The sequence below is a fragment of the Sporosarcina sp. Y838 genome (assembly GCF_056786515.1).
Genome location: NZ_JBXCJD010000005.1, coordinates 212,122 through 224,416, shown reverse-complemented (window position 1 = coordinate 224,416; position 12,295 = coordinate 212,122). Strand labels below are relative to the sequence as shown.

At 38.9% G+C, this 12,295-nt stretch carries 11 protein-coding genes and 1 riboswitch; of the genes, 6 read left to right on the top strand and 5 right to left on the bottom strand.

Translation table 11 applies throughout. The features are described 5' to 3' along the window. Positions 1–103: 103 nt before the first annotated feature. Positions 104–3,220: an efflux RND transporter permease subunit gene (locus AC1TO4_RS09350; RefSeq protein WP_482105091.1), complete on the bottom strand. Its 3,117-nt coding sequence runs from the start codon at positions 3,218–3,220 to the stop codon at positions 104–106. Between the two features lie 145 nt (positions 3,221–3,365). Between AC1TO4_RS09350 and AC1TO4_RS09345 the strand changes: the two genes are divergently transcribed. The 6 genes from AC1TO4_RS09345 to AC1TO4_RS09320 all read left to right on the top strand — a co-directional run bounded on the left by AC1TO4_RS09345 (position 3,366) and on the right by AC1TO4_RS09320 (position 8,893). Next, positions 3,366–4,205 carry a TetR/AcrR family transcriptional regulator gene (locus tag AC1TO4_RS09345; RefSeq protein ID WP_482105090.1) on the top strand — a complete coding sequence of 280 codons (840 nt, stop codon included), beginning with the start codon at positions 3,366–3,368 and terminating at the stop codon, positions 4,203–4,205. 78 nt (positions 4,206–4,283) lie between these two features. Beyond that, positions 4,284–4,658, top strand: coding sequence for a nucleotide excision repair endonuclease (locus AC1TO4_RS09340; protein WP_482099867.1), 375 nt, complete (start codon positions 4,284–4,286; stop codon positions 4,656–4,658). Between the two features lie 149 nt (positions 4,659–4,807). Continuing rightward, positions 4,808–6,070, top strand: coding sequence for a hypothetical protein (locus tag AC1TO4_RS09335; protein ID WP_482105089.1), 1,263 nt, complete (start codon positions 4,808–4,810; stop codon positions 6,068–6,070). Positions 6,071–6,327: 257 nt separating this feature from the next. Next, positions 6,328–7,068 carry a metal ABC transporter ATP-binding protein gene (locus AC1TO4_RS09330; protein WP_482105088.1) on the top strand — a complete coding sequence of 247 codons (741 nt, stop codon included), beginning with the start codon at positions 6,328–6,330 and terminating at the stop codon, positions 7,066–7,068. Continuing rightward, positions 7,065–7,925: a metal ABC transporter permease gene (locus tag AC1TO4_RS09325; RefSeq protein ID WP_482105087.1), complete on the top strand. Its 861-nt coding sequence runs from the start codon at positions 7,065–7,067 to the stop codon at positions 7,923–7,925. The genes AC1TO4_RS09330 and AC1TO4_RS09325 overlap by 4 nt, the downstream gene beginning before the upstream one ends. A 32-nt stretch (positions 7,926–7,957) precedes the next feature. Further along, positions 7,958–8,893, top strand: coding sequence for a metal ABC transporter substrate-binding protein (locus tag AC1TO4_RS09320; RefSeq protein WP_482105086.1), 936 nt, complete (start codon positions 7,958–7,960; stop codon positions 8,891–8,893). A gap of 48 nt (positions 8,894–8,941) precedes the next feature. Here the strand turns inward: AC1TO4_RS09320 and AC1TO4_RS09315 are convergent, their stop codons facing one another. The 4 genes from AC1TO4_RS09315 to tenA are packed head-to-tail and all read right to left on the bottom strand — an operon-like array spanning position 8,942 to position 12,078. Continuing rightward, positions 8,942–9,916 (bottom strand): ABC transporter substrate-binding protein, encoded by a 975-nt coding sequence (locus AC1TO4_RS09315; RefSeq protein WP_482105085.1) that lies wholly within the window; start codon positions 9,914–9,916, stop codon positions 8,942–8,944. After that, the gene (locus AC1TO4_RS09310; protein WP_482105084.1) at positions 9,913–10,653 is read right to left on the bottom strand and encodes an ABC transporter permease; all 741 of its coding nucleotides are present in this window, start codon (positions 10,651–10,653) and stop codon (positions 9,913–9,915) included. Before AC1TO4_RS09310 ends, AC1TO4_RS09315 begins: the two co-directional genes overlap by 4 nt. Continuing rightward, entirely contained in the window at positions 10,650–11,399 is a 750-nt protein-coding gene (locus AC1TO4_RS09305; protein ID WP_482105083.1) for an ABC transporter ATP-binding protein, read from the bottom strand. The genes AC1TO4_RS09310 and AC1TO4_RS09305 overlap by 4 nt, the downstream gene beginning before the upstream one ends. Beyond that, the gene (tenA, locus tag AC1TO4_RS09300; RefSeq protein WP_482105082.1) at positions 11,386–12,078 is read right to left on the bottom strand and encodes a thiaminase II; all 693 of its coding nucleotides are present in this window, start codon (positions 12,076–12,078) and stop codon (positions 11,386–11,388) included. The genes AC1TO4_RS09305 and tenA overlap by 14 nt, the downstream gene beginning before the upstream one ends. A 107-nt stretch (positions 12,079–12,185) precedes the next feature. Next, positions 12,186–12,289, bottom strand: a riboswitch (TPP riboswitch). Between the last annotated feature and the right edge of the window lie 6 nt (positions 12,290–12,295).

Sequence of the window (12,295 nt, the reverse complement as noted above, 5' to 3'; positions counted from 1 at the left end):
GCTGTTCCCGCTGGAGTCGCCGCTCTCCACTAAAATCAACTAGTTCTTATTATAATAAAGAACTTTTTCAGTGGTCTCACTGGATGGACTGGTTTTTTCTAAGTTATACTATTTTCTTGTTTTTCTTGCGGAACTTCCCTAAAAACTCATAAACAATTGGAACAAAAATTAGTGTAAGCAATGTCGAGCTTGTTAGGCCACCGATAACAGTAACACCAAGTCCTTTGGAAATGAGTCCGCTACCTTCTCCACCGATAGCTAGAGGAATCAATGCACCTATTGTAGCGAGTGCTGTCATTAGAATTGGACGCAGTCTTGTAGTGCCCGCTTCCAAAATGGCGTCTCTAGTTGCCATTCCTTCATTTTCTTTATTTATGACGCGGTCAATTAAAACAATCGCATTTGTTACGACAATACCGATTAGCATTAGCATCCCAATCATTGCCGAAACACTGATTGTTTCACCAGCAATCCATAAACCAACCAACGCTCCAATTACTGTGAAGGGAAGAGAGAATAAGATTGCTAATGGTGCAAGTCCGCCGCCAAAAGTTACGACCAGGATCAAGTACACGATAGCAATGGCAGCAAGCATTGCAAGCCCAAGCTGAGTAAACGCCTCTGCGATATCTTCTGTTACGCCTGCCGTATTAACTTCTATATTTGAAGGGATATCGAGATTGTCTACTTTTTCCTGGATAGCTGTAGACGCTTTTGCAACATCTTTTGTTGTTATTTCCGCTGAAACACTCGCGAATAATTTACCATCTTTACGAGAAATTGTATCGGAAGTTGTGCCTTCTTGTAAGTCAACTAATTCAGAAATGGCGATTTCCATACCAAGTGGTGACTGTACTTTTTCTTCAAGTAATTCAGTGATTGTTTTATGTTCTTTCTTATCTTCATTGATTAATACTTCGATTGTATTATTACCATCTTCAATTTTAGTCAACACTTCTTGCTGGTTGTTCGGATAGAGGACCATTCCGACTTGTGCAGCAGTTAAACCATACTGTGTTAACTTTTCTTGATTGGCAACGAGTGTATATTCTTTATATTTTCTAGTTAAACTTGTTTTGACATTCTTTAAGTCATTGTTATCATTCATAATCTTTTCGATGTCTTCAACAACAGGTTCAATTTCTTTTAAGTTATTTCCGTAAACGTAATAACTCACTGCATTACTGGAACCGCTTGTTGAAAAGTCCTGTGATTTCCATTCACCTTTAGTTGCGCGTTTTTGGAGTTCTAAGATTGTTGTTTCTTTCACCTTCGTAAAATCAGCCGTATCATTATCGAACGTCACAAACAGGAGAGCCCCGTTTGAAGCGCCAGGCGCCATCGGATTTTCTCCGCCGACGGAAGCTTGAACGACGTTAACATCTTTCAAATCCAATAGATACTCTTCCGCTGATTCAACATAATTGTTTACAGTTTCAAGCGTTTCGCCAGGTTCTGGGGTAAACGTAATATACATTGTTTTCTGTTCTTCATCTGGAAGGAAACTCACACCGATAACAGGAGCAAGGAATAAGCTACCAACCAAAAGTGCGATTGAAACGAGAGAAGTAATCAGTTTATGATTTAATGTCCAATTTAATATCTTTCTATAAGAAGCGGCCATTTTACTCGGTTTTTCTTTGTGGCTACTCGTAGTCGAGTAAAGCTGTTTTTTGAATAATGAATGTGCAAGCATTGGCACGATTGTAATCGCTACAATTAATGAAGCAAGCAGTGCAAATACGATAGTCAAAGCGAAAGGCATGAACAATTCGCCAATCATGCCGTTAACTAAAGCGATTGGCAAGAAGACTGCAATCGTAACGAGTGTGGACGACATGATTGGTTTAAACATTTCTTTTGTCGCTTCTCGTACAAGTTCTTTACCTTTTAACTTTTCTGTTGGAAGAGACATACGTCTAAATATATTTTCTACAACTACAATGGAGTCATCGATAACACGCGCAATTGCAACAGTCATTGCACCAAGTGTCATCATATTCAATGTAATACCCATCTGATTCAAGAATATGATTGCAATTAGAAGAGACATTGGAATAGACACAATTGAAATTAGTGTCGATTTAAAGTTACGTAGGAACAACATAATAATAATTACCGCAAAGATTGCACCGAACAATGCTTTACTAATCATTGTATCAACGGATTGTTGAATGGGTTCACCTTGATCAAGTGTTGTTGAAATTTTGACGCCATCGTTCTCTTTTTCAAAATCTTTCATGAGGTCTTTTACTTCTTCGACCACCACTAATGTATTGGCATTTTGAGATTTTACAACTTGAACAGCGATCGCTTCTTTACCATTCATTCTTGAAATGGATTCGGCTTTTCCGATATGTTCAATCGTTGCGATCTCACCCAGTTTAATTGAAGGCAGTTGTGCAGTTGTAGGATTCGTGCCGACAGAGGGTGTAGGTGATGCTTCGGGTTGTATTGCAGCGCTTGGAGTACTAGCTGGCATTACTGGAATCAGTATGTTCTCCAAATCTTCAACAGTCGCGATATTACCATCAATGACTACCGATTGCTCTTCTCCATCAAATTGGAACAAACCAAGCGGCATCGTCACATCAGAGCCTTTTACAATTTGTTTCACAGTATCTTCATCCAAGTTGTTTGCGGCTAGTTTTTCTTGATCGAATGTCAGAATGACTTCTTCAATTTGTTGCCCGGAAACTGCAACACTTGAAACGCCGCTAATTCCTTCGAGGTCAGGTACCAAAGAATCTTGAACTTTTACAGTTAACGCTTCTAGGTCAACATTGCTGTCAGAAACACTAAGGGCTAGAATCGGAAATGCATTGATGCTGATTCTTCCTACAGTTGGATCCATCGCGTTTTCCGGCAATGTGATTTTAGAAAGAGCTTCGTTTACGTCATCTTCCGCTTGCTTCATGTCAGTCCCAAACGAATATTCAATTTGTAGAGAGGAAGCATTTTGGTATGATGTGGAGCTAACCGATGTAACTCCGTTTAAGCTATTTAATGCTTTTTCAAGTGGTTCTGATAGTTCATTCACCACTTGGTCAGGTGTGGCACCTGGGTAAACCGTTGTTACACTAACGATAGGAATTGTAATATCTGGTATTGTTTCCAAATTCATTTTCGAACCGGAATAAATACCGGCAGCAGTTATAATAAGTGTGACAAGCCATACAGCTAATTTGTTCTTCATTACAAAATTAATAATTGAATTCATATGTACCTCCATTGAAATTTTTGCTTTGACCTACTAGTCATTATGGTTTATCATTGGATATAATTAGTAAAACTATGCCTTTTCATAATAACTGACCGGTCAGTCATGAGTCAAGTTAAACAATATTAGACGTGGGGGTTTTAATTTGTCAGATAAAAAGTTATTGATTATCGAAAAAGCATCGGAGCTTTTTGCGAAACATGGTTTTGAGGCAACGTCGGTTCAAGAGATTACAGATGCATGTGGAATTTCAAAAGGTTCTTTTTATCTCTCATTTAAATCTAAAGAGAGTCTTTTTTTTTCGATATTTGAATACTTTAGTACAAAGTTACTTGACCGAATGAGTGGTATCTATCAAATGGAAATCACACCAAGAGGTCGTTATGAACAATTTTTCATTATTCAATTTGAAGAAATAGCCCGTTATTCGGATTTTATTCTAATGCAGATGAAGGAAAAAACCAGTCCTATTAATGAAGAAATGCTTCGCCTCATGAATAAATTACGTGGAAAAGCATATGAGATGTTAGAAACACTTCTATTAGGAGTGTATGGTGAAGATATTCGTGTGCATTTGCCTGATCTCGTTGTCATGTTGAATGGTATTATCCATGGTTATGCGGAAATTGTTGTGTTCAATTTAAAAATGCTGAATTATCCAGAATTGGCAAACTACATCGTTGAACGGTCGGATTCCATTGTTAATGGGTTAACACAACCTTTGTTAAAGAAAGAACAGTTAATAAGTACTGGCGGAGTTGTGTGTTCGATTAAGCTTGAGGAAATAGTTAAAGATATTGACATGATTAAAGAGAAAATTGAAGATAAGGATGACGGGATTTATATAAGTTTAGATGTAATTGGAGCAGAACTTTTAAATAACAATATTCGAAAACCCGTCATTTTCGGTATGATTTCAAATTTGCGGGAAAGTGACTTAACAGAGGAGCTAGTAAATAAAATAACACAGTTCCTAAATCAGTGACTACTTAGCCATTCTTCGCTTTCTAAGCAGTTTTATGGTAGAATTTAAGTTCATAAAAGAAGAGGACGTGACGTTTAATTGATCACAATTACAATACCAAATCCTGATGTAACGATTGTACAACGCAAACAAGAAATGGGTCCGGATGCTGCGCCAATCAAACCAGTTTATGGATTTATTGATTTACATGAAATACCGCGTGATAAAGGCGGAATCATCTTGTTTTATAACAACAAAGATGAATTGTTATTTGCAGGAAAAGCCCGCAAACTTCGTCAGCGCGTGAAAAAGCACTTTGAAGATGCTGTCTCACCAATTAAAGACCACCGCAATGAAGTGAATAAGATTTCAATTATCGTTGTCGAAGAACCGATGGACCGTGAAATTTATGAAACGTATATCATTAATACACAACGCGCGAAATACAACGTTGATAAAGTATTTTTCGAATAAACAAAAGCGGAAGCGCCTATGCGTGAAATCACCATGTTAACACTTATCCAATATACATGATTTTATTATTATCTAAGCAACTACAGAGCTGACTGCCATGTGCAATCAGCTCTTCTTTTTGACTACATACATAGGAAAAGGGTGGAGACATGGACAAGAGATTACAAAAGATTGTCGATGAAGCGCAAGAAATTTTTGGTCTAGATGCGTACAAGTTGGAAAGACATTCGATCCGTAAAGAAAGGGACACTTCGGGGAATGCATATTATTTGTTCAATATGGAGTGGTTTCCTAAAGCGTTAAATGAGCCAATCGAAGAAGATTATAATCCTGAGGGTACAGCGATTGTTGAATATGCTATTCAAAAGCAATGCTTTAGTTCTGTGTTATTCGTGCAAGGTAAATCATTTTCCACAAAAACTCACTTTCCCAATCAAAGCGTGGAGGAAGTAACCGTGTGGCTTGAAAAAGAAACTGGACTGCTTTACAAACGAGATTTCAAATTAACGCGAGCGAGTGCAAATGGTTTTCAATTTAAATCAGATATCGACGGAATCTATATTTCTCCGAGCTGTATGATTGAAATTGATTTTGATAACGCAGGAAAACTGACTTCGTATCATTGGTACGGAACACCGCCTTCCCAGGAGCTCGTTGAGCAAAGAAAATTCACGTTGACACTTGAAGAAATTGAACCCATTGTAAAAAAACAGCTTCAACTCGTAAAATTACCATCTGAATCGGAGAAACGGTTTATTCCTGTCTATGCAATGGAAGAAGTATATGTAACGGTGGATGGAGAGCGAGTAATCCCGTTTATGGAACATGAACGTTCTGAAGTGAAAATTGAAGAAATAATTGAATGGGACAAGCCGTTGGAAGAGCCTATCAATCGGGAAGAAATCACATTTTTTAATGACGCAAGCGTAGAAGATGCATTCAGAAACGTTGGTGCATTTGATAAACTGACGTTGTCAGATGAACAAATTGAACGTAGCAAACATATCGTTCGTGATGTCTTGCGGACAGAATATCCTAATGACACTGGAAAATGGACGCTATCCAAAATTCAGCTTCAAGAAAAGCTCATCGAAGCACACTGTAAATTTATTGAATTAGATTCAACGTCTTTCAATCGGAAAGTAGTAGTATTCATGAACCCGGAAACGATGGCGGTACTAAATTATTTTGATAATGGATCGATGTCCGAAATGTTTGATGCATTTTCACCTGCAGAAGATGCTGTAGTGACACATGAAGAAGCTTTCGAAAAAATGGTTTCCTATATTACACTTGACCCTACATATGTCTATGATGAAATCACAGGTAAGTATATTCTATGCGGTTTGCTTGATGCGGCAGAAGCGGTAGATGCAGTAACTGGTGAAATTATTTTATTGGAAGATATATAAGACTTTACTAAACGTGAAAAAAGAGGATGCCATGAAAATGGTATCCTCTTTTTTTGACAGTGTAAATAATTGCTAAACTAATACTTTACATTTAATCTGTTATAACTTATTATGAAGATAATAAGTTTCCTTAGGGAAACAAAAGTGAGGTTCATTTTTTTAACCATAAAGTTTTCCTAGGGCAAAAAAAATTTACTATAAAAGTTGCCTTAAGGAAACTTTTGCATATATATATAGATATATGGAGGTGTGTAAATATGAAAGATGCAATAATAGTTTCGAATTTGCATGTGTCGTATTTCGGAAAAGAAGTGTTACATGATATTGGATTTACGATAACCGAGGGGAAATCAGTTGGGATCATTGGACCGAATGGAGCAGGGAAGTCCACTTTGCTTAAAGTATTACTAAATTTGATTTCAAAAGATAAAGGTGATATTACAATCCTTGGCTCCACGTTGAAAGACGTACGGAAACGAATTGCATACGTTCCGCAACGCAGTACAATTGATTGGGATTTCCCTATTACTGTAAAAGATACGGTTCTAATTGGTACGTATCCAACAGTTGGACTATTGAAAAGACCCGGTCGGAAAGAGAGAGAATTGGCTCTGAAATGTCTTGAAAAGGTAGATATGAAAGAGTTTCAGAATCGGCAAATTGGAGAGTTATCTGGCGGCCAGCAGCAGCGTGTTTTCTTGGCCAGAGCACTTGCTCAGCAGGCGGATTTGTTTTTACTCGATGAACCATTTGTAGGGATTGATGCTACGAGTGAAGAGATGATTGTGAAGATTTTAAAAGAGTTACGAGATGAAGGGAAAACGATCATTGTTGTTCACCATGATTTGAATAAAGCGGAAAAGTATTTTGATGAACTGCTGTTATTAAACAAAGAGTTAATTGCGAAGGGCAGTGTCAAAGAGGTATTTACGCCTAAAATGATTTCAAAAGCGTACGGCGGACAATTATCATTCCTTGATGAGGTGATGGCGAAATGATTCATTTCTTTGAAGCTGTCATGCAATATGGTTTTCTGCAAAAAGCGCTCATTACATCTGTGATGGTTGGTATCATTAGTGGCGTTATTGGTTGCTTTATTATATTAAGAGGAATGGCCCTCATGGGGGATGCGATATCTCATGCTGTATTACCTGGTGTCGCAATTTCCTTTATGCTGGGCATCAATTTCTTTATCGGGGCAGTAATAACAGGTATTTTAACGGCTGTAGGTATCGGTTTCATCAACCAGAATAGCCGTATCAAAAATGATTCAGCAATAGGCATCATGTTTACAGCAGCATTTGCTACTGGGATTATTCTAATCACTTTTCTAAAGAGCAGCACGGATTTGTATCATATCCTCTTTGGGAATGTGTTGGCGGTTAGACCTTCTGATATGTGGATGACACTTGTTGTTGGTATTTTCGTTTTGTTAAGTGTGTTTTTATTTTATAAAGAATTGCTTGTCAGCTCGTTTGACCCGATTATGTCTCAGGCATATGGACTTCCGACTAAAATGATTCATTACTTTTTAATGGTTTTGCTAACACTTGTCACTGTTGCATCGTTACAAACAGTGGGCATCATTTTAGTAGTTGCGATGCTCATTACACCTGCTTCTACAGCTTATTTATTGACTGACCGACTATCTTCAATGATCTTCTTATCAGCAATATGTGGAACGATTTCAGCGGTCATCGGTTTGTATTTGAGTTTTACGTACAATCTCGCTTCTGGCGCAACGATTGTACTCGTCGCAACTGCATTATTTTTTACGGCGTTTATATTTTCACCGAAACAAGGACTATTGTGGCGGGCTATTCGAACAAATAAACAAAAATCAGCAGTTTCTTAAATGCAAATTCAAAATAGGGGGAAAGTTTTTTTATGAAAAAAAATATTATGCTGGTTGCGATGATTGTTGTAGGAGTCTTTTTGTCGGCATGTGGCCAAGGTACGTCTGCTCCAAAAGAGAAGGGTGAAAAACTGCAGGTTGTTGCAACGTATTCAATTATCTACGATATTGTAAAAAATGTCGGAGGAGACTTGGTTGATGTTCGAAGTCTGGCGCCGATTGGATCAGACCCACACCAATACGATCCACTTCCGGAAGATGTCGTTTTGACGACAGATGCGGATGTTGTTTTTTATAATGGGCTAAATTTAGAAGAAGGAAATGCATGGTTTACTAAATTGATGGAAACGGCCGGGAAGTCTGGCGTTGATGCGCCAGTATATCGTGTAAGTGAAGGAGTTAAGCCGATGCTCCTCAATTCGGAGGACCATAAAGGGGAAGAAGATCCCCATGCTTGGCTCGATGTACGAAATGGCATAAAGTACACAGAGAATGTCCGTGACGCATTGAAGAAATTAGACCCAGATAATGCGGCTAAGTATGATGCTAATGCGGATGCTTATAGTGCTGAACTTCAAGCCCTTCATGAAGAGATTATACAAAAAATGAATGAAATTCCTAAAGAACACCGTATACTCGTAACTAGCGAAGGTGCGTTCAAGTATTTCTCAGATGCGTATGATTTTAGTGCGGCTTACATTTGGGAAATCAATTCACATCATGAAGGAACTCCTGAACAGCTGACAAATATCATTTCTACAATTAAAAGCGAAAATGCTCGGGGCTTATTTTTAGAAACGAGTGTCGATCCCCGAAGCATGGAAATGGTATCTCGCGAAACTAATGTGCCAATTAAAGGGAAAATATTTACAGATTCCTTAGGGAAACCAGGTGAAGATGGGGATACGTATATAAAAATGTTGAAATGGAACACGGACATGATTTTTAATGGTTTGAATGACCAATAGACTACAAAGCGGCCTGAACTTTCAAATGGAAAGTTCAGGCCGCTTTTGTCATTTTAGATTAATAAAAATACCATCTAGATTTACATCTTTCTTTAATAATCCATATTCCTTCATCCATTCGGCAGTTACTTTCCATGTTTCTTCATCTTGTTCCCCAAATGTATGAGGAGCTTTCATTTTGGGCAGTAGAATTGACAGAGATTCTTTTTCAACCTCTTCTACGAGTGGGAAATTGGCTGTATCCTGATTTTTCAATAGAATCGATAGTGCTGCTTCAGGATCTTTTTCAATATCATCAAACGCTCTTGCGGAAGCTCGCCAAAATGCTTCAATGTTCTTCTGATCTTTCTCCCATGTATCATCACTCGTTACGACAACAAGCTCATAAAACGAGGGTACGCCGTAATCTGTAGGATCCATCACCCCAGTTGGGTAACCTTCAAATTCGAGCAGGGGTACTTCATGATTGATGTATGCACCAATTACAGCTTCTGCACTTTTCGAAACGAGTGATGAATTCAATTCAAATCCTACATCTACCATTTTCGTTTTATTATAATCGGCTCCGTCCGCTTCCATCACTGTTTGGAGAATGGCTTCGTTCAGTGGAATCCCTGTATAACCAATTGTCTTCCCCTCTAAATCTTTAGGTGTTTTAATCCCGGTTTCTTTTAAAAATGCGACATGATTAAGCGGAGATCGGACTAGGGCTCCGACCGATTTAACATCTATGTTCTGCTCGGATTTTGCAATAATGACATCCGGTTGATAGGTGATTCCCATAGTTACTTTACTAGCGGCTGCAAGATTAATGGGATCTGTTGGATTTGCAGGAAATTGAATATCAACTTCAATTCCTTCTTCTTTAAAATAGCCTTTTTCCTGTGCGACATACAAGAAACTGTGAACTGCATTTGGATACCAGTCGAGCATGATGCTTACTTTATTGTCTTTTTCTGCATTACAAGCGCTCAGCAGTAAAATAAGTGCGATGCATGATAGGGATAATATGATTTTCCTCAATTTTTAGTCCTCCATTTTAACAGTCGATTTTCAATGAATGTGATTCCCATGAAAAATGTAATTCCAACGAGGGTCAGTACAAGAATAGGTGCAAATACAGCTGCACCATCGAACTGCGTCATCATTCGGCGACTAAAGTATCCAAGACCAGCCTGCGCCCCGAGCCATTCCCCGATTGCTGCGCCAATCACACTCAGTGTAACGGCAATCTTCAATCCTGAAAAGAAGTGGGGTAGGGCAGTGGGAACAGAATATTTCAAGAAAATATCCTGTTTTTTTGCGCCCATTGTTAAAAAAAGCTCGCGCATTTCTTTACTTCCAGAAGATAGCCCGTCGTATGTATTTACAGTAATCGGGAAAAAGGTGATGAGTACTGTAACTGCGACTTTACTCCAAATTGTGTATCCGAACCAGAGTACAAAAATAGGTGCAAGTGCAATAATAGGAATCATTTGTGAAGCTATTAAAATCGGATAGAGCGCTTTTCGAACTCTGGGACTGGAAGACATCCAAACGGCGATTGCAACTCCTGAAATAATTGAAATGGCTAGTCCGATGATAATTGTTAGCAAAGTCATCGGTAAGTGCTTTAACAACAGTATTTCTTTTAGCTCCCAAAAACGGATTAAAATTTGAATAGGAGAAGGCAAGATGAATGGTTTATCGTAAAGTCTTGCACCTAGCTCCCAGATGCTACCGAATAATGCAATGATCAGAAGGGGGGTAATGTTTTTCATTGCATTACCTCCCTACGTAGCGTATTTAGCAATTGTTCCTTTAGCTCAAGCAAATCCGTTCGATGTAAATCACTTCTTGTTCTAGGCCTTTCAAGTGGAACTCTGATTTCTTCGAATGAAGTCACCGGCTCATTTCTTAACAGGAAAATACGGTCTGATAAAAATAGCGCTTCTTCAACGTCATGTGTAATGAATAACACAGTAGATTGATGTATCTTCCATTGATCAATTAGCCACTCTTGCATTGATAACTTAGTTATCGCATCTAATGCAGAAAAGGGTTCATCCAGCAGGAGAAGGGCATTTCCGGAAAGGACAGCGCGCAAAAAAGCGACTCGCTGTTTCATCCCGCCAGAAAGTTCTGTCGGATATTTTTTTTCTGTACCGCCAAGACCGAACTCCTTTAATAACGGTAATACCTGATTGCTTGCAGACTGCTGTTTCATCCCTTTTAGTTCAAGTGGGAGACATGCATTTTCTAAAATCGTGCGCCAAGGCAGAAGCAAATCCTGCTGCGGCATATAACCGACGCTACCAAGGCGGCGGTTGTTTTGAACCCCATCGAGTGAAATGGTGCCAGAAGTAGGTTCATCTAATCCTGTTACAAGTCGGAAGATGGTACTTTTACCGGAACCACTAACCCCGATTATTGAAATGAATTCACCGGGTAGTACATTAAATGATAGATTTTCCAGTATGTTGTTGCTTGAATGATAAGCGAATGATACATTGTCAAACGATAACATTGGAGTTTTCAACCTCGGGCCACATCTGTTTCGTATTGGCCATATCCCAAAACATATATTCATAGCGAGTTGTATTAAGGAAGATTTCTTCGAGCTTTAATAGTTCATGTTCAGGTTTTCCTTCTGCAGATTTATTCATCAAATCGATACACCAGATTGCGAGGTCGCCGAAATCTTCGGACGAATACATGCGTATCCAATCACCGTATAACGGATGTTCAGCTGCACCTGGAATCGCATTTAGCTCTTTACCTATTTCCCAGTAACTCCACGCGCATGGAAGAAGTGCAGCCATAACTTCGGCGACAGTACCGTTTTGGCTGACATGTAACATGTAGTGCGTATAGGCAAGCACGATAGGAGAGGGCTTTGCATTTTCTAGTTCATGTTCAGAAATACCGAACCGGAGCGCATAACTACGATGTAGTGCCATTTCTGTATTCAGTGTGCCATCAAGTAGCGTAGCGAACTTGCCCATTGTTTCCAAGTCGTCGGCTTTTACAGCACCAATTGCAAAAACTTTTGCATAATCAATCAAATATAAATAATCTTGTACCATGTAGAATCTAAATTTATCGGGGTCTAGGGTACCATTGCCAATCCCTTGAACGAACGGATGGCTGTGATTCTGTCTCCAAATTGGTGTTATTTTTTCCAGTAAGCGGTCAGTAAACTTCATCTCTCCAACACTCCCTAAAATTGATAGCCAACCAAAAAAACCACTCCTTGAAAAAGAAGTGGGTTGTAGACTGTCAATTGTATCTGCAAAAACAGACTGGCAGAAATATTGTGTCAGCACCTCTTCCTTACGCTGGTATTAACCAGTTCAAGTTATAAGGGTCAAGACACATGCCTCTCTCAGCTCTGTTAGAGCACCCCTAGCGGTGGATCTTATG